Annotated in this window: 13 protein-coding genes; 7 read left to right on the forward strand and 6 right to left on the reverse strand. The window is 71.3% G+C overall.

Going from position 1 to position 17,037, the window contains the following annotated elements; translation table 11 throughout:
* Positions 1–95 precede the first annotated feature (95 nt).
* Positions 96–2,201 (forward strand): elongation factor G-like protein EF-G2, encoded by a 2,106-nt coding sequence (locus AC0VYM_RS23570; RefSeq protein ID WP_475455663.1) that lies wholly within the window; start codon positions 96–98, stop codon positions 2,199–2,201.
* A gap of 255 nt (positions 2,202–2,456) precedes the next feature.
* Here the strand turns inward: AC0VYM_RS23570 and AC0VYM_RS23575 are convergent, their stop codons facing one another.
* Both AC0VYM_RS23575 and AC0VYM_RS23580 read right to left on the reverse strand, forming a co-directional pair.
* On the reverse strand, positions 2,457–3,212 hold the full coding sequence (locus AC0VYM_RS23575) for a M48 family metallopeptidase (protein WP_475463189.1): 756 nt from the start codon (positions 3,210–3,212) through the stop codon (positions 2,457–2,459).
* A gap of 54 nt (positions 3,213–3,266) precedes the next feature.
* Complete coding sequence (locus AC0VYM_RS23580; protein WP_475455665.1) at positions 3,267–5,147, reverse strand: amidohydrolase; 1,881 nt, start codon at positions 5,145–5,147, stop codon at positions 3,267–3,269.
* Positions 5,148–5,611: 464 nt separating this feature from the next.
* Between AC0VYM_RS23580 and AC0VYM_RS23585 the strand changes: the two genes are divergently transcribed.
* Complete coding sequence (locus AC0VYM_RS23585) at positions 5,612–6,769, forward strand: acyltransferase family protein (protein WP_475455666.1); 1,158 nt, start codon at positions 5,612–5,614, stop codon at positions 6,767–6,769.
* Positions 6,770–6,866: 97 nt separating this feature from the next.
* Here the strand turns inward: AC0VYM_RS23585 and AC0VYM_RS23590 are convergent, their stop codons facing one another.
* The gene (locus AC0VYM_RS23590) at positions 6,867–7,793 is read right to left on the reverse strand and encodes a CDP-alcohol phosphatidyltransferase family protein (RefSeq protein WP_475455668.1); all 927 of its coding nucleotides are present in this window, start codon (positions 7,791–7,793) and stop codon (positions 6,867–6,869) included.
* 245 nt (positions 7,794–8,038) lie between these two features.
* Between AC0VYM_RS23590 and AC0VYM_RS23595 the strand changes: the two genes are divergently transcribed.
* Complete coding sequence (locus AC0VYM_RS23595) at positions 8,039–9,478, forward strand: GuaB1 family IMP dehydrogenase-related protein (RefSeq protein ID WP_475463191.1); 1,440 nt, start codon at positions 8,039–8,041, stop codon at positions 9,476–9,478.
* Positions 9,479–9,565: 87 nt separating this feature from the next.
* Here the strand turns inward: AC0VYM_RS23595 and AC0VYM_RS23600 are convergent, their stop codons facing one another.
* The gene (locus AC0VYM_RS23600; protein ID WP_475455670.1) at positions 9,566–10,345 is read right to left on the reverse strand and encodes an endonuclease V; all 780 of its coding nucleotides are present in this window, start codon (positions 10,343–10,345) and stop codon (positions 9,566–9,568) included.
* A gap of 42 nt (positions 10,346–10,387) precedes the next feature.
* Positions 10,388–11,191 (reverse strand): M23 family metallopeptidase, encoded by an 804-nt coding sequence (locus AC0VYM_RS23605; protein WP_475455672.1) that lies wholly within the window; start codon positions 11,189–11,191, stop codon positions 10,388–10,390.
* Positions 11,192–11,405: 214 nt separating this feature from the next.
* Between AC0VYM_RS23605 and AC0VYM_RS23610 the strand changes: the two genes are divergently transcribed.
* The 4 genes from AC0VYM_RS23610 (at position 11,406) to AC0VYM_RS23625 (ending at position 15,659) form a co-directional block, all read left to right on the forward strand.
* Complete coding sequence (locus AC0VYM_RS23610) at positions 11,406–12,200, forward strand: ATP-binding cassette domain-containing protein (protein WP_475455674.1); 795 nt, start codon at positions 11,406–11,408, stop codon at positions 12,198–12,200.
* 43 nt (positions 12,201–12,243) lie between these two features.
* The gene (locus AC0VYM_RS23615) at positions 12,244–14,316 is read left to right on the forward strand and encodes a YhgE/Pip family protein (protein ID WP_475463192.1); all 2,073 of its coding nucleotides are present in this window, start codon (positions 12,244–12,246) and stop codon (positions 14,314–14,316) included.
* A 269-nt stretch (positions 14,317–14,585) separates the two neighbouring features.
* Positions 14,586–15,221, forward strand: coding sequence for a TetR/AcrR family transcriptional regulator (locus AC0VYM_RS23620; protein ID WP_475455676.1), 636 nt, complete (start codon positions 14,586–14,588; stop codon positions 15,219–15,221).
* 36 nt (positions 15,222–15,257) lie between these two features.
* Positions 15,258–15,659 (forward strand): DUF3592 domain-containing protein, encoded by a 402-nt coding sequence (locus AC0VYM_RS23625; protein ID WP_475455678.1) that lies wholly within the window; start codon positions 15,258–15,260, stop codon positions 15,657–15,659.
* A gap of 4 nt (positions 15,660–15,663) precedes the next feature.
* On the opposite strand, the gene AC0VYM_RS23630 is transcribed toward AC0VYM_RS23625, so the two are convergent.
* The gene (locus AC0VYM_RS23630) at positions 15,664–16,746 is read right to left on the reverse strand and encodes an antibiotic resistance protein VanZ (RefSeq protein ID WP_475455680.1); all 1,083 of its coding nucleotides are present in this window, start codon (positions 16,744–16,746) and stop codon (positions 15,664–15,666) included.
* Positions 16,747–17,037 lie beyond the last annotated feature (291 nt).

Here is a 17,037-nt window from a genome sequence, read left to right on the forward strand (position 1 = left end):
AGCCGCGAAGAGCGACGGTGGTGAGTGTCGCAGGTCATACCAGCGGTGGTCCCGTACGACCACCGCCCGGAACCCCGAGGGTTGGGTGGACGAGGATGGTTGATCGAGCCGTACCCGGGGCCGACGGGCCCCAGGACATCCGCAACGTCGCGCTGGTGGGTCCCGCCGACGCGGGCAAGACGACCCTGGTCGAGGCGCTGCTCCTCGCCGCCGGGGAGATCAGGCGCCCCGGCAGCGTGGAGGAGGGCACGACCGTCAGCGACCACGACGAGGTCGAGGTCCGCCAGAGGAGGTCGGTGCACCTGACCCTCAACCCGATCATGGTGGGCGACGTCAGGGTCAACCTGCTGGACACCCCCGGCTACGCCGACTTCGTCGGGGCGATGCGCGCCGGGCTCCGGGGCGCCGACGCCGCCCTCTTCGTGATCTCGGCCCTGGACGGCGTGGACGGACGCACCCGCATGCTGTGGGAGGAGTGCGCGGCCGTCGGCATGCCGCGAGCCGTGGCCGTCACCAAGATCGACCATCCGCGCGCCGACTTCGACGCGGTGGTGGCGCGCTGCCAGGAGGCGTTCGGCCCCGGTGTCCACCCCGCCTACGTGCCCGCCATGCGGGGTTCGGGGGACCATCGCGCCCTGGTGGGGCTCTGGGGACTGGTCTCGGAGCGCTACCACGACTACTCGGGCGAGGGCGGCCCGGACTCCGCCCCCGACTGGCTGCGTGAACAGGCGGGCCCGTTGCGGGAGACGCTGATCGAGGAGGTCATCACCGAGAGCGAGGACGAGGCGCTCATGGAGCGCTACATGGAGGGCGGTGAGCTCGACCCGGACCTGCTCATCAAGGACCTCAAGGAGGCGGTGGCGGCGGGCGGGTTCCACCCCGTCCTGGCGCTCAGCCCCACCCACGGCGTGGGGGTCCCCGAGCTCCTGCGCGAGCTCCCGCTCTCCTGCCCGGACCCGACCCGGCGCCCGTTCCCGTCGGTGACCCGCCCCGACGGCCGACCGGTGGAGGGGCTGTCCTGCGACCCGGACGGGCCTCTGGTCGCGGAGGTGCTGACCACGTCCACCGACCCGTACGTGGGCCGGGTCAGCCTGGTCCGGGTCTTCTCCGGGACCTTACGGCCCGACGCCGACGTGCACCTGCACGGGGAACGGTCCGGGGACGACGAGCGCACGGGGGCCCTCTCCGTCCCGCTCGGTTCGAGGGCCCGTCCGGTGGGAGAGGTGATCGCGGGCGACCTGTGCCTGGTGGCGAAGCTTCCCGAGGCCCGGACCGGGGACACGCTCTCCGCGCCCGAGCTGCCGCTCCGGGTGTCGCCCTGGCGTTTCCCGGACCCCACCATGCCGGTGGCGATCCGCGCGGCCTCCGCCGGCGACGAGGACAAGCTCTCCCTGGCGGTGGCCCGGCTCCTGGCCGAGGACCCGTCCCTTCGGGTGCGGGTGAACGAGGAGACCCACCAGATGGTCCTGTGGAGCCTCGGCGAGGCCCACCTGGACTCCTCCCTGGACCGCCTCGAGCACCGGTACGGGGTGCGCGTGGAGACGGAGGACGTCCTCGTCCCGCTGCGGGAGACCTTCACCGTCCCCTGCCAGGGCACGGGCCGCAACGTCAAGCAGAGCGGTGGGCACGGGGAGTTCGGGGTGTGCCGGATCCGGGTCGAGCCGCTGGCGTCCGGTGCCGGTCTGGAGTTCGTGGACCGGATCGTGGGCGGTGTGGTCCCGCGCCAGTACGTGTCCTCGGTGGAGAAGGGCGTCCGCGCCCAGATGGCCGAGGGCGTGGCCGACGGGCACCCGCTGGTGGACCTGCGCGTCACCCTGTACGACGGCAAGGCGCACTCGGTGGACTCCTCCGACATGGCCTTCCAGAAGGCCGGGAGGCTCGCTCTGAGGGATGCCGCCGCCTCCTCGGAGCTGTCGGTCCTGGAGCCGGTGGACACGGTGACGGTCGAGGTCGACGACGCCCACCTGGGCGCGGTCCTCAGCGACCTGGCCGCCCGGCGCGGACGCGTGGTGGGCACCGAGACCGCGCCGGGCGGCCGGGTGGTGGTCCGCGCGGAGGTCCCCGAACTGGAGATCCTGCGCTACGCCGTGGAGCTGCGTTCGGTCTCGCACGGCACCGGGGTGTTCACCCGGGACTACCTGCGCCACGAGCCCCTGCCCGCCCAGCTCGGCCACCGCCCGGCCGGGTCCGGACACCGGTAGGCCCAGGCCAGCGACCTCGAAGCGAGCACCTCAGTCATGGAGGAAGCCGGTCCGCCCAGCCTGAGCCACAGGCGTGAGCCCTGCCCCTGGTCTTGGCCACCGGGGGGTGCCCGTTCGGCGCCGGAGAGGGTTCTGGAGGTGCCGCAGGTGGGATTGCGAGGAACGAGCCATCACACCGAAGGTGCCGAAGGTTCCTCTGCAAAGGCGCCGAACCCCGGGCCGAAGCGAAGCGGAGGTGAAAAGAGGCCCTACCTCCTAGAGCACCCTTCCGGGGGTGGACCGGTCAGCCAGGGCGGCGAAGCGGAACGTGTTCACGGGGTGGCTGGACAGGAGGTTGACCAGCATCACGAAGAAGCCCGTGTCGGTGTGGGCGCGCGCGGCGATGTCGTCGAAGTCCACGGCCGGGTACAGGTACTTGCCCGCGGCCAGAACGCGGATGCCCTGCACACCCTCGGGGCAGAACTCGTAGGCGTGGTTGTCGGCGGTGTACTCCTGGGCGCGGCCCAGGGTGCTGCCCACCCCCGGGATCACCTGGGCGATGGAGACGGCGAACTGGCGCCAGAACGAGGTGTGCCCGGCGGCGATGTGGCCGACCTCGTGGCCGATCACGAAGCGCAGCGCGTCGGGGTCGCCCAGGCGGCCGCCCACCTCGAACAGGTCGCTGTGGACGGCCACGTAGCGGCGGAACCCGTGCCCGGAGGCGAACGCGTTGATGGTGCCGTTGCCCAGCACGATGTACGCCTCGGGGACCTGGCTCATCCCGAAGGCGCGGGCGGCGTCCTGGACCATCCGGTACGCGTCCGGGAACTGCGCCTCGGTGATGCGCACACCGTTGACCCGCTGCCGCGCGTAGAGCTGTCCGCGCACGAAGAAGACCAGCAGGGGGATGCTCAGGAGCAGCAGCGGCTCGTTGGGGTCGCCGGAGAGCGCACGGCTGACGGCGCCCCCGACGGCGAGCAGGGTGACGGCGACACAGCCCACCAGGAGGGGTGTCTCCCGGTGATGGCGCAGGGAGCGGCGGACGCGGGGGTCACCCCATCGCCAGAGGATGGCCCCCACGTGCGGTCAGAGCCGGTACTGCGCGTCGGGGAGGTCGTCGTCCGGGCCGGGGGGCGGGGGCGCGGAGTGGGCGCTGCCCATCGGCGGCGGCCCCCCGAAGGCGGGACCGGCGGGCGGGGCCGACGGCGGCGGAGCGGGGGCCTCGTCCTCGTCCATGATCGCGGCCATGTCGGCGGACAGGGTCGACTCCTCGGCCTTCTCACTGCGCCACTCGTCGCGGCGTTCCTGGTCCTGGCGGCCCATCATCGACTGCATGTCGGTGTCGTGGGTGGCCTTGCCCGGCTCCTCCGGCCAGGCGGAGGACGCGGCCAGGAAGGCGCTGTCGTAGGCGTCGTTGGCCTCGTCCGAGAAGCTGGGCTCCGCCGGGCGCGGCCCGGTCAGCGGGTCGGAGAGGGGATCGGAGAGGGCGTGGACCGGGGCGGGTGCCTCGGTGCGGGGCTGGGCCTCCCCCGAGTGGGCGCCGGGGTCGGTGTTGCCGCGCGTGTCCGCCGCCTCGGAGGGCGCCGGGCCCGGGAAGGCCGTGCCCATCGGGGCGGCTCCGGGCGGCGACGCCATGGCGGCGGGGTTGGGGTTGTCGCTGCCCACGTAGGACAGGGCGGCGATGGTGAGCGCCGCGAGCCCGGCCCGCAGGGTGGGTTCGCGGTCGGGTGAGAAGAACGGCGAGTGGTTGCTCGGGACGTTCCCCATCTTCTCGTAGGGGGTGTCGCCGGGGGCGTTGTCCCACACGTCGTGCGGTGTGGCGCCGACGAACCAGAACACGTACGGGATGGGCTGCGGGTCCTCGGGCAGTCCGAAGCGGCAGAAGTCCTCGGTCGCCGGGGAGGGGTCGGGCAGGTGGATGACGTAGTCGCCGCCGAAGTAGGCGTGGTGGGCGGCGGCGACGTCGGCGGTGCTGGCCGGGTCGTTGTGGGTGACCCCGCTGCTCTGGAAGCGCTCGACCTCGGGCTCTCGGCTGGCCCCGGAGGCGGCCGCCTCGGCGCGCACGACGCGCTCGATGGCCCGCTCCAGCTGGTCCGAGACGTTCTCGTTGAGCGCCCGGGTGCTGATCTCCAGGTAGGCCTCGTCGGGGATGATGTTGGCCTTGGTGCCCGCCTGGATCCTGCCGACGGTGAGCACCGCCATCTCGCTGGGGCTGATCTCGCGCGAGACCACGCCCTGGAGGCGGGTGACGATGTTCGCGGCGATGAGGACCGGGTCCACGGTGGTGTGCGGCTGGGAGGCGTGGCCGCCCTCTCCGAAGATCCGCACCCGGTAGGCGCTGGCCGCGCCGAGGATGATCCCGGCCCGGTGGGAGATGAGCCCGGCGGGCTGCGGACCCAGGTGCTGGCCGAGGATGACGTCCGGGCGGCCGAAGCGGTCGTAGAGTCCGTCGTCGATCATCCCCTGGGCGCCGTCGAGGGTCTCCTCGCCCGGCTGCGCCACGATCATGATGGTCCCGGCCCACTCCTCGCGGGTCTCGGAGAGCAGGTCGGCGACGCCGATCAGGCAGGCGGTGTGCGCGTCGTGGCCGCAGGCGTGCATGACGGGGACCTCGACGCCGTCGGGGCCGTGGGCCTTGGCCGTGCTCGCGTAGGGCAGACCGGTCTTCTCCTCCAGGGGGAGGGCGTCCATGTCCGCGCGGAGCATCACCGTGGGGCCGGGGCCGTTGCGGAGGATGCCGACCACACCGGTGCCGCCGACGCCCCGGTGGACCTCGTAGCCGGTTCGGTTCAGCCATTCCGCGACGACGCTGGCGGTGCGCTGTTCGGAGTGGGAGAGCTCCGGGTTCTTGTGCAGGTCGACGTAGACGCCCTCGACGAGCGGGAAGAGCTCGTCGAGGAGTCGCATGACCACGCTTCCGTGCTGGGCTGCACGGTTGGGGTCCACCGCGTGCGGCACGGTTTCCACCGCCTTCTTCGTTCTCGTCTGGCGGGCTATGACAGGTTGACAGGGGGTTCCGCCGCCTGGGGGCAGCCTATCGGCGTGTCCGTCGCGCGTTCACACCGACACGTTGGTGCCGCGGTGCGCCTTGGCGTCCCCTGGTGGTGCCCATGGGTTAGGGTCTGCACACGGTAAGCCATCCCACACCCGTGTCCTCGGGTGCGCGTGCCCTCGTGGGTCCCCGTTCCTCGGATCCCGGCACGGCGTTGGGGACCTTTGCCTGATTTGTGCGAACTACTGGCATACCGCAGTATGTCTCAGTAGGGTAACGGAACTACGTTCGCGCAACGGATTCGCCGGTGCCCCCCTCGCGCGCCACGCGGCACCACACCATCGGCCCCTGGCCCCTGACCGACGGTCGACCACATCCCGCACAGAGGGTCGCGGGACCGACACACAAGCCCCAGAAATCAGTGATCTCGGAGTCCCTAGTGGCCTCATCCACGACCAGTCCGGCACCCCAGTCCACGGAGAACGGGAACGGCGCGACCGACCCGGTCTCCGCAGCAAGGGCCTCGGCGGCAGCGCGACCGCCGGGCCGTGACGCCCGACTCGACAACGCCAAGTTCATCCTCATCGCTCTGGTCGTCGTCGGCCACGCGATCGAGCCGCTCTCGGACTACGGGCCCGCCAGTGCCCTCTACTACTGGGTCTACTTCTTCCACATGCCCGCGTTCATCATGATCAGCGGCTACCTCTCCCGTTCCTTCGACTCCTCGTCGATGCGGGTGGAGAAGCTGGTCCTGACGCTGGCCGTCCCCTACCTGATCTTCTGGACCATCCACCAGACCATCTACACGGTCGAGCGCGGCGGACTCCCGGACACCCTGTCCGTGCTGAAGCCGACCTGGACCCTGTGGTTCCTGGTCGCCCTCTTCCTGTGGCGCCTCACCGTGCCGGTCTGGCAGCGGCTGCGCTGGCCCGTGGCGATCGCGGTGGTCATCTCCCTGTTCGCCACCACGGCGGACCTGGGCAGCACCCTCTCGATCGGCCGGGTGCTCAGCTTCCTGCCCTTCTTCGTGCTGGGCCTGAGCCTGCGCCGCGAGCACTTCGCCCACCTGGACCGGCTCTGGGTGCGGATCGCCTCCGTGCTGGTGCTGGGCCTCACCGCCGTCCTGGCGGTACCGGTCTCGGGCCGCATGAGCAGGGACTGGCTCTTCTGGAAGGAGAGCCTGACCGACCGCGCCATCGACCCGCTGATGCCGAGCATCGGCATCCGGCTGGCCTTCATGGGCATCGCCCTGGTCATGACCGTCGCGGTCCTGGCGCTCACCCCGAAGAGGCGGACCTGGTACACGTCGCTGGGCGCCTACACGCTCTACGTGTACCTGGGCCACTCGGTCTTCCTGATCCTGCTCAAGGCCAGCCCCTGGTACGACCTGATGTCCGGCCCGGTGGCCCTGGCCACCACCCTGTCGCTGGGCATGGGGCTCACCCTCCTGCTGTGCACTCCGTGGGTGCGCGGGTGCATGCGGTGGGCGGTCGAACCGCAGCCCACGTGGTTCCTGCGCCAGGACGACAGGGGTCTGGCCCACGAGGAGGCCGAGGCGAGGAGGCGGACGGCCGAGGCGGAGCGGAGCTCCGTGTAGCCGACCGCGTCCACAGACGGGAAGAAGAGGGGGCGTTCCGCACGGTGCGGAACGCCCCCTCCCTCGTTCGGGTACCCGGCTCCGGGCCGGGTCGGGCTCAGCTGCCGCCCACGCTCGCCGGGGTCGCGGCGGCCAGCTCCCGGCGGCGCGCCTCGAAGCGGCGGGACTCCTTCCACAGGCGACCCACCAGGACCACCTCGAAGAAGCCCAGCGCGAGGCAGGAGAAGACCGCCACGGGGATGATCAGGCTGTTCAGCGGGGTGAAGAAGGCGAACACGACGGTCGCGGGCGCCACCACGCACAGGAACATCTCGAACTCGATGCCGCTGAACAGGTGCGGGCGCACGCGGTGCCTGAGGAGGGCGCCGCGCACCCGGGGGTAGAGGCCGCGGGGCGCCGGGGCGTCCGCGTTGGCCGGGGCGTCCGACACCTCGTCGTCCTCGGGGTCGGACACGTCCGGGTTGGTGGCCTCGTCGCGCAGCCGCTCGGTGTCCCCGGAGGCCACGGCGAGCGCTTGCTTCATGGTCTTGCGGGTCTTGGCGACCTGCGAGCCGTTGAGGTAGCGCAGCAGGTCGAAGAAGACCACCACGGGGGCGACGATCAGGTAGGCGGCCTGGCCGGTGACCAGCCACTGGCCGACCAGCAGCGCCATCACGCAGCCGAAGAAGCGGATGCGGTCGAAGACGAAGTCGACCCAGCTCCCGAAGACCGACCCGGTGCCCTTGAGGCGGGCGATCTTTCCGTCCATGCAGTCCAGCACGAAGCTCAGGTGGAACAGCAGGGCGCCCGCCAGCAGCCAGGCCCAACCCAGGTCACCGGCCCAGACGGGGGCCGCGAAGCAGATCGCGGACAGCAGGCCCAGCACGCCCGCGCCCAGCGTGAGCTGGTTCGGTGTGACGTTGGTCCGGTTCGCCGTCCACACCACCATCCGACCCGCGAGCGGATCAACCAGGAAGACGGTCCACCAGGCGTCCTTCGCCTTGTAGGTCTCGTCCTTGACTTGCGCGAGCGTGAAACGCGACATGCGGGGTTCTCCTGGAGGGCCCTGTTAACCCGCGAACGCCTACGGTGCGGCGGAATCTGCACCGTTTGTGGGCAGGGGCGAGGGCTGGGTTGAGGCGGGAATCGAGTCATCATGCCAGACGGGGGTACCCCCAACCTAATCGGTGACGGCATACTTGACAGGTAAGAGGGGGATCAACAGGGTGCCGCCCGCGCGCAGCCGGGCGGAGTGGTCCACCCCCTTCGGTCTTGACCGAGGTAGAGGCATTGCGTTTTCTCAACGACCAGGTTCCCAGCCAGGACCTGACCTACAGCGACGTGTTCATGGTTCCGGGCCGCTCCGCCGTGGGCTCCCGGCTCAGCGTCGACCTGTCGTCCCCGGACGGCACCGGCACCACCGTGCCGCTGGTCGTCGCGAACATGACCGCCGTGGCGGGCCGCAGGATGGCCGAGACGGTCGCCCGCCGGGGCGGCATCGCCGTCATCCCGCAGGACATCCCGTTCGAGGTGGTCTCCGACGTCATCGCCTGGACCAAGCAACGCGACCTGGTCTACGACACCGCCATCACCCTGAACCCGACCAGCACCGTCGGTGAGGCGCTCAACCTGCTGCCGAAGCGGGCGCACAACGCCGTCATCGTGGTCGACGACGCGCGCCGCCCCGTCGGCGTGGTCACCGAGGCGGACTGCGCGGGCGCGGACCGGTTCGCCCAGCTGCACGACGTGATGTCCGCCGAGCTGCTGACCATCCCCGAGGGCACCGACCCTCAGGCGGCGTTCGGGATACTGCACGAGAACCGGCACCGGCTGGCCCCGGTGGTCGACGGGAACGGTGCCCTGGTGGGCGTGCTCAGCCGCACCGGCGCGCTGCGCTCGACCCTGTACCGGCCCGCCGTGGACGACCGGAACCGGCTGCGTGTCGCCGCCGCCGTGGGCATCAACGGCGACGTGTCCGGCAAGGCCGCGGAGCTGCTCGAGGCCGGGGTGGACACCCTGGTGATCGACACCGCGCACGGCCACCAGGAGAAGATGATCTCCGCGATCCGCAAGGTCCGCGCGCTGTCGCCGGACGTGCCGATCGTCGCGGGCAACATCGTGACCGCCCAGGGGACCCGGGACCTCATCGAGGCCGGGGCCGACATCGTCAAGGTCGGCGTGGGCCCGGGCGCGATGTGCACCACCCGGATGATGACCGCCGTGGGCCGTCCGCAGTTCTCCGCCGTGCTGGAGTGCGCGGCCGCCGCCCGTGAGCTGGGCAAGCACGTGTGGGCGGACGGCGGTGTGCGCCACCCGCGCGACGTGGCCCTGGCCCTGGCGGCCGGTGCCTCCAACGTGATGGTGGGGTCCTGGTTCGCCGGGACCTACGAGTCGCCCGGCGACGTCATGCGCGACGCCCAGGGCCGCCAGTACAAGGAGAGCTTCGGGATGGCCTCGGCGCGCGCGGTGCGTCTGCGCACGTCCGAGGACTCCCCGTTCGAGCGGGCCCGCAAGGCGCTGTTCGAGGAGGGCATCTCGACCGGCCGGATGTACCTGGACGCCGAGCGTCCCGGGGTCGAGGACCTGATCGACCAGATCATCGCCGGTGTGCGCAGCTCCATGACGTACGCGGGCGCCACCTCGCTGGCGGAGTTCCACGAGCGCGCCGTGGTCGGCGTGCAGAGCGCCGCCGGGTACAACGAGGGTCGTCCCGTGGAGAACGGCTGGTAGACGGCGACCGTTCGGAACACGGTGAGGGGGAGGGGTCTTCGGGCCCCTCCCCTTCCGTGTGCCCGGACCAGGCTCCGTGCCCGTCGGCTAGGCGGAGCCGTCCTCCCGGCTGCCGGCCTCGTGTTCCTTGCGGTACCGGCCGCAGAGGCGGTCCGCGTGCCGGATGGGTTCGGGGACCCGGTACCTGGGCGAGACCCGCAGGATGAGCTCGGCGGAGCCCGCGAGGTCCACACGGTGGCCCACGGAGACGTAGACGGGCTTGGTGCGGGCGCGGGTACGCAGGACCCGGCCGATGACCTCGGCCCCCTCGGCCGCGAGGGTCTCGGTGTCCTCGACCACCTCGGAGCGCCCGGCGACCATGGGGGTCCACGATCCGCGCTCCTCCCCCGGCGGGGAGTTGCGGCCGTAGAGCACGGACTTGGCGGACCCGACCACCGGTGCGTCGATGAGGACGCCCAGATGACTGGCGATCCCGAAGCGGCGGGGGTGGGCCACGCCGAAGCCGTCGCAGACGAACACGTCCGGGGTGACGGACAGGCCCTCGATGGCGCGGAGCACCGGGGGCAGTTCCCGGAAGGCGAACAGTCCGGAGATGTAGGGGAAGGACGGGGTGTCGGCGACCAGGGAGGTGTCCACCACCTCCAGGGTGCGGGCGTCCAGAACCACGGCGGCCGCCGCCAGCTCCTTGTCGCCCACGCCGTAGCTCACGTCGAGTCCGGCCACGTAGCGCACGGCGTCCGGGTCGAGGGTTTCCGTGCGGACCCGGTCGGCCAGCAGGCGCTGCCGGGCCACCGCCTCCTTGGGGTCGCTCGGCCAGTTCTCCGGGTCGTCCAGCGCCTGGGCCGCCCGCCGCGCGACGTCGCTCACGTGTTGTTCCTCGGTTCCCTCGTCCGCTCCCCGTCCGGGCTCTCAGGCGCAGTCTAGGCCGGTGAAGGTCTGCCCGGCGGCGGGCACCCCGGCCCCCTCCCAGCGGAAGGGGATCCCCATGGCCCGGTTGAAATCGGGGTGGTCCATCAGTTGGAAGTGCAGGTGGGGTTCGCTGGAGTTGCCGGAGTTGCCGCACCGCCCGATCCGCTGTCCGGCGGTGACCCGGTCGCCCTCGCGGACCTCGGCCGATCCCTTCCGCAGGTGGGCGTAGGCGGCGTACACGCCGTCGCCCAGGTCCAGGACGACGTGGTTGCCGACCACCCGGCGGGCACCGCCGAGGCTCCGGACGGTGCCTTCGAGGAGCAGGTACAGGAGCCCGGGCCAGGTGTCGCGGCTGCGGTGGTCGCGCTGGCCGTCGCGCACGCGCACGACGGTGGCGTCGGCCACGGCCAGCAGCGGCCGGTCGAAGGCGGGGTAGCCGTCGTCGGGGCGGCGGGAGAGGGGCCACCAGTAGCTGCGGCCCTGGGGGCGGCCCTCGTCCACGTAGACGTCGATCGCGTAGGTCTGCCCGTACTGGTGGGTGCCGTGGCTGGGCACCCTGTCGGCCGGGCTGTTGAGCCCCACCCACGCGCCCGCGACCGGTGGGGCCACCGTGACGGTCGCCTCCTCCCTGGCCTGTTCGGAGGGCTTGCGGGTCCACAGGCGCGGCCCGAACAGGAACACCCCCGCCACGGCGAGCAGGGGCAGCAGCGGTTCCATCGGCAGGCCGAAGGCGATGGCCGCGGCGGCGTAGGCGAAGTACACCACCAGCAGGGGTGCGCCGAGGTTCGTGAGGATGCCTCGCATCTGGACTCCCTGGGGATTCTTCTACGTAATTACGTATCAACGTACACCACTCCGCCGCCAAGAAAAGAACCGCCCAATTTCATACGCCTTGTGGAGCGTCGCGTTGTGCCGGAGGCCACAGACCCGAACGCTCGGGAGCACCGCCCCGGAGCAGTACCGTGGAGCCGTGAATTTGTACTGACCGGTCAGTTCAAAAATTGGGGAGGCCGCAAGAATGCGTCGGGCCACCGGAGCTCGTGTGCACGCCGAGGGCGTCACACTCACCACCCGAGAGGGACCCGTCTACACGGGGGTCGACTTCACCGCCCGGCCGGGAACGCTCACCGTCTTCCAGGCCGATTCCGGGGGCGGGCGCAGCGCACTGCTGCTCACCCTGTCCGGCCGGATGAAGCCGACCGGGGGCAGCCTGCACGTCGACGGGTACGCACTGCCCAAGCAGGCACGGAAGGTACGCCGGATCAGCTCGCTCGGGCTGATGGACGACGTCAACGCCCTCGACGACCGCCTGCGGGTGAGCGAGCACCTCTCCGAGGCCCGCCTGCTGCGTATGCGCCCCGCCGCGCGGTCCGTGACCGACCAGGCGATGGAGGCGGCCGACCTGGCCGACCTGGACCGCCGGACCATGATCAAGGAGCTCTCCATGCTGGAGCGGCGGCGCCTCGGCGTCGCCCTCGCACTGGTCTACGAACCGCGCCTGCTCGTGGTGGACAACGTGGACGGCGGGCTCAGCCGCGAACACCAGGCCGACATGTGGCGGTCCCTGACGAACCTCACCGACGAGGGGCTGACCGTCATCGCCACCTGCGCCGACGCCCAGGAGTTCGACTCCGTGGCCGGGCCCGACACCCAGGGCCCCCTCCGGATCAGGCAGGGCGACACGGACACCGGAGAGGAACCGACCGAGGAAGTGATCGGGATCGACCAACTGCTCCACGAGGGAACCGAGACGGATCCGCCGTCCGAGGACGGGTCCGCCCGGAAGGGGGGCAGACACCGTGGGCTTTCGTGACAGGAAGAAGAAGGACGCCGGGGACGCACCCGTCTACCGGTTCATGTCCGTCCCCCGGCTCGGACTGCTCACCATGCGGTCCTTCCTGCGGTCACCGCTCCCGACGGCCGCGCTCGCCGCGCTCATGCTCATCCCCCTGCTGTACTCCGGCATGTACCTGTGGTCGTTCTGGGACCCCTTCGACCGGATGGAGAACCTCCCGGTAGCCCTGGTGAACGAGGACGAGGGCGCCGAGGTCGACGACGAGGAGGTCAACGCGGGTGAGGAGCTCGCCGACACCCTCCTCGACCGGGGCGACCTCGACTGGCACCTGGTGGACGGCGCCGACGCCGCCCGGGGGCTGGACGACGGTACGTACTACGTCACCCTGACCATCCCCGCGTACTTCAGCGAGGCCCTCACCTCGCCCTCCCGGGACCGCGAGGACCCGGTCCCCGCTCTGTTGATCGCCAACTACAACGACTCCAACAGCTACGTCGTGCGCCAGCTCGCGGGCAGCGCCTTCAACGAGATCCGCTCGGCCGCGACCTCCTCGGCCATCAGCGACTACCTCGACCAGATCTTCCTGGGCTTCAACGAGATCCACGGCCAGACCGAGGACGCGGCCGAGGGCGCCGGACAGATCGCCACCGGTGCCGGGGACGCCGAGAGCGGCTCCGGTGAGCTCTCCGAGGGCATCGACGGCGCCCACGAGGGCGCGGGCACCCTCAGCGGCGGTATCGGAGAGCTCCACGAGGGTTCCAAGACCCTCGCCTCCGGTGCCACGAGCGCCTCCTCGCAGGTCTCTGACCAGGTCGACAAGCTCGACGACCTGGCCGACGAGTGGCTGCCGCAGCTGGAGGAGGACATCCCCGACATCCAGAAGCGCGCCGGTGAGGCCGCCAAGGTGTCCGCCGGGGTGTCCGAGGCCCTGGAGGACCTGCCCCAGGAGATCGACGTCACCGCCCTGAACGAGGTCGACGGTCGCCTGTCCACCTACCTCCAGGACCATCCCGAGCTGGAGAAGGAACAGCCCGACCTGCACGCGCTGCTGACCGACCTCCAGGGGGCCATGGACACAGCGCTGTCGGTGGCCGGATACGTCAACGACAACCGCGAGGACATCAACGCGACCGCCGCGGAGGCCGCCGCGCTCAGCGAGAAGGCGGCGGCCCTCTCCGAGGACCTGCCCACGATGGTCGAGGACGCCAAGGACGCGCGGGCCAAGGCAGACGAGCTCGCCGAGGGCCTGGAGACCCTGGCCGAGGGGTCCCGCACGCTCCGCGACGGCCTCTCCGAGGCCTCCTCGGGCGCCGGGGAGCTCAACAGCGGGCTGGGCCAGCTCAGCGGCGGCGCCGGAGACCTCCACGACGGTCTGGGCGACCTGGCCTCGGGCTCGGACGAACTCGCTGAGGGGCTGTCCGACGGTGTGGACGAGATCCCCACCTACTCCGACGACGGCCGGGTCAGCGCCGCCGACATGATGAGCGAGCCGGTCCGCCTGGACAGCGAGGTGGACAACGAGGCACCCAACTACGGCACCGGTTTCGCGCCGTTCTTCGTGCCCCTGTCCCTCTGGGTGGGCGCCATGGTGGTCTTCATGGTGCTGCCCGCCCTGTCCACCCGGGCCCTGGCCTCCTCAGCGCCCTCCTGGCGGGTGGCGCTGTCCGGTCGCGTCGTGCCGCTGCTGCTCGGCTGGGCACAGGTGGCGGTCATGATGACCGTCCTGCACCTGGGGCTGGGCCTGCAGTCGCAGAACTGGGCGCTGATGCTCGCCTTCCTGGCGCTCACCTCCGCCGCCTTCACCACGACCGTCCAGTACCTGAACGTGAAGTTCAACGCGGCGGGCCGGGTGGTGGCGCTGGCGCTGCTGGTTCTCCAGCTGACGTCGGCGGGCGGCACCTACCCGATCGAGACGAGCCCGACGTTCTTCCAGGCGATCGGCCCGTACCTGCCCCTGCACTGGGCGGTGACCGCCATGCGGCACCTGATCGGCGGCGGGGACATGATGCTGGTCGCGCAGGCGTTCGGTGTGATGGCCCTATGGCTCGTGGTGCCCCTGCTGCTCACCTGGAGAGCGGTGAACAGCAAGCGGGTGTGGACGATGTCCACGCTCTATCCCGCGCTGAAGGTCTGATCACCGGGGGCACCCGGCCCTCGCCCGAAGAGCGGCCGGGAGCCCCTGCCGAGTGCCCGACTGCCCGCCTCAATCGAAGACCAAGTGGCCACCTGCGAAGCTTGACCACAAGGGGGTGCCCGGTTCGGGCGCCGCCAGGGTTCTGCAAGACGAGTCAAGCCGCCAGCGAGGAACGAGCCAGGCGTGGACGAGGATGAAGAAGTCCCTGGCTTCTTGGGCGCCCGAACACGGGCCGAAGCGAAGCGGAGATGCAAAAGGATAGGGAACCGATGAACGTGAGCACCCCCGACAGGCCCCGCAGCGGGCGCCGTGAGGCCACCCGGCAGAAGCTGTTCGAGGCGGCGGTCACGCTGATCTCCGAGCAGGGGTACGGCTCGACCACGGTCGACGAGATCGCCGAACGGGCCGGTGTCGCGAAGGGCACCGTCTACTACAACTTCGGGGGCAAGAACGAGCTGTACGCGGCCCTGATGGAGTGGGGCATCACCCGGCTGGCCGAGACCCTGCGGAGCTCGGTGCCCGATCCCGCTGAGCAGGTCGAACCCCGGGAGGCCCTGGCCACGGTGCTGCGTGCGGGCGTGGTCTTCATCAGCACCCACGAGGCGATGGCCCGGCTGCTCATGGCGGAGGCCTGGCGCACCAACCGGGCCTGGTACGCGACCGTCCGGCAGATCCGCACGGAGGCGATCGGGGTCATCACCGGTCAGCTCGACGCCATGGTGGAACGCGGGTTGACCCGGCCGGACCTGGACACGGCCCTCGCGGGATCGGCACTGTTCGGCATGGTGGTGACCGTGGCCCTCGACTGGCGTACGCTCCAGCCAGAGCGTCCCGTCGAGGAGATCCACACCACCCTGGCGCATCTGGCCGACGGACTCATCGGCTCCCCCGCCTCCCCGCGCTGACACCCGAAGAAGAACTCCGGAGAGGACTCCCCCGCCATGGCCGATCTGTACCCTCTGCTGCCCGTGATCGTCGGTGCCGTCCTGTTGTGGATGGTCACCCGCGACACCCGAATCGAGCTGATGCTCGTCCGCAACGGCGTGCGCGCCAAGGGGAGGGTGATCGGCTACCACGAGACGTCGGTGGCCTCCCGGATGATCGTGCAGTTCCAGACCGAGGACGGAAAGGAGGTCCACGCCGAGCACGAGAACACCGGGTGGATGGCCTCCCGTGCCGGGGAGATCGTCACCGTCTCCTATGACCCGGAGGTCCCCGAGCGGGCCAGGATCGTCTCCGGGCCGTGGTTGAGCCACTGGGTGCGCGGGATGTTCGGCGGGCTGGGCCTCGTGCTGGTCCTCATCGGCCTCTTCCTGGGCTATCTGCACTGGTGGGAGCAGTAGCCGCTCACACGGGGGCGGGGGACTCCGCCTCCCGGGGCGGGGCGTAGCGGACCAGGCGTCGGGGCAGGTCGCCGTTGAGGCTGGACCGGGTGCGGACCCGCACGCGGCAGACGAGGTCGGCCAGGCCGGCGCCGTCCGGGCGGACCACGGCGGTGCTGGCGTGCAGTGCGAGGACGGCGAGGGAGAACCAGGGCAGGTCGAGGGCGACCAGCACGGCGACCGGCGCGTACAGCAGCGCGGTGCGGGCCAGGACCCGGAACCGGGAGGCCGGTCGGGGGCGGTGCCACTCCGTGAGGGCCAGGCGGACCGAGGCCGCGCCCGGGGTGCACCGGTCGCCGCGGAGCAGGGGTGAGAACAGCCCGAAGAGCACCACCAGGACCAGGAGGGTCGCGGTGAGGAGGTGCTCCCGCGCGCCGGGGCCGACCGTTCCGTAGGCGGCGGTCAGGGCGACGACCGTGGCCGCGCCGAACCACCACAGGCCCAGGTCGACGAGGGTGCCGAGCATCCGCCGACCGAGGTCGGGAGCGACCCGGTCCGGGACGGCGGCGGGCCAGGAGCGGTGCGGTCCGAACGGCCACACCGTCGGCACCCAGCGGGCGAGCAGCCAGCCCAGGAGGGTCGCGGCGGCGCCGACCCCGGCGGTCCCGAACCCGACCGCGTTGTAGGCGCAGGGGTACAGGCCGAGGACCCCGGTGGCGCGGACCACCACCACGGCGAGGGCCAGCGCGGTTCCGACGGCGACCGTGGTGACCGGCCCCCGGCGGAACCGGGAGCGGGCGAGCAGGCCGACCGGCAGGAAGACGCCCAGGGCCAGGGCCGCGTCGCGCACGGTCAGGGCTGGCACGGGCGCGGGTTCGACGGCGCACAGCCCGTCGGCGGAGGCGGGCAGGGGCCAGACCGCGTAGGCGGCCAGTCCGAGCCCGGTGACGAGGGCGGCGAGGGTCAGCTGCCCGGGCCAACCGACCAGGCGCCCGTACCTCTGGTGCTGTCCGCGCAGGTAGAGGGCGGATGCGGTGACCATCAACAGCGGTATGGCGGCGACCGCCACCTCGATGGCGGCCTGACCTCCGCCGAACGGTTGCCCCATGGCGTGTGCGTTCCCCTTGCTCGTTCCCGGTGCGCCAGGCTAGTACGGGCCGCACGTGTGTGGGGAGGGAACCGTGATATCACTCCGCTGGCGCGCTTCTCCGGGCCCGGAGGGGTACCTTCCCGACACCGCCGAAACCCCCTGTGACGTTGGTCCCACGGCGAGCGCGCGGCTCCCCACGTGGTGGTTCGCACGCGCCATACCTGGCCTTGTGTGAACAATTCACTACTTCATGGCAGACTGCCTGCACCACCCGGATAATCCGCCGTTTCTCGGGCGAGATACGATCCC

The sequence above is a fragment of the Nocardiopsis sp. iso_237 genome (assembly GCF_056173345.1).

Excerpts from the sequence above, each read along its gene's own strand:
- AC0VYM_RS23570 (WP_475455663.1), top strand. The coding sequence starts at position 96 with ATGGTTGATCGAGCCGTACCCGGGGCCGACGGGCCCCAGGACATCCGC.
- AC0VYM_RS23590 (WP_475455668.1), bottom strand. The coding sequence starts at position 7,793 with ATGTCGCGTTTCACGCTCGCGCAAGTCAAGGACGAGACCTACAAGGCG.
- AC0VYM_RS23605 (WP_475455672.1), bottom strand. The coding sequence starts at position 11,191 with ATGCGAGGCATCCTCACGAACCTCGGCGCACCCCTGCTGGTGGTGTAC.
- AC0VYM_RS23610 (WP_475455674.1), top strand. The coding sequence starts at position 11,406 with ATGCGTCGGGCCACCGGAGCTCGTGTGCACGCCGAGGGCGTCACACTC.
- AC0VYM_RS23615 (WP_475463192.1), top strand. The coding sequence starts at position 12,244 with ATGTCCGTCCCCCGGCTCGGACTGCTCACCATGCGGTCCTTCCTGCGG.
- AC0VYM_RS23620 (WP_475455676.1), top strand. The coding sequence starts at position 14,586 with ATGAACGTGAGCACCCCCGACAGGCCCCGCAGCGGGCGCCGTGAGGCC.
- AC0VYM_RS23625 (WP_475455678.1), top strand. The coding sequence starts at position 15,258 with ATGGCCGATCTGTACCCTCTGCTGCCCGTGATCGTCGGTGCCGTCCTG.
- AC0VYM_RS23630 (WP_475455680.1), bottom strand. The coding sequence starts at position 16,746 with ATGGGGCAACCGTTCGGCGGAGGTCAGGCCGCCATCGAGGTGGCGGTC.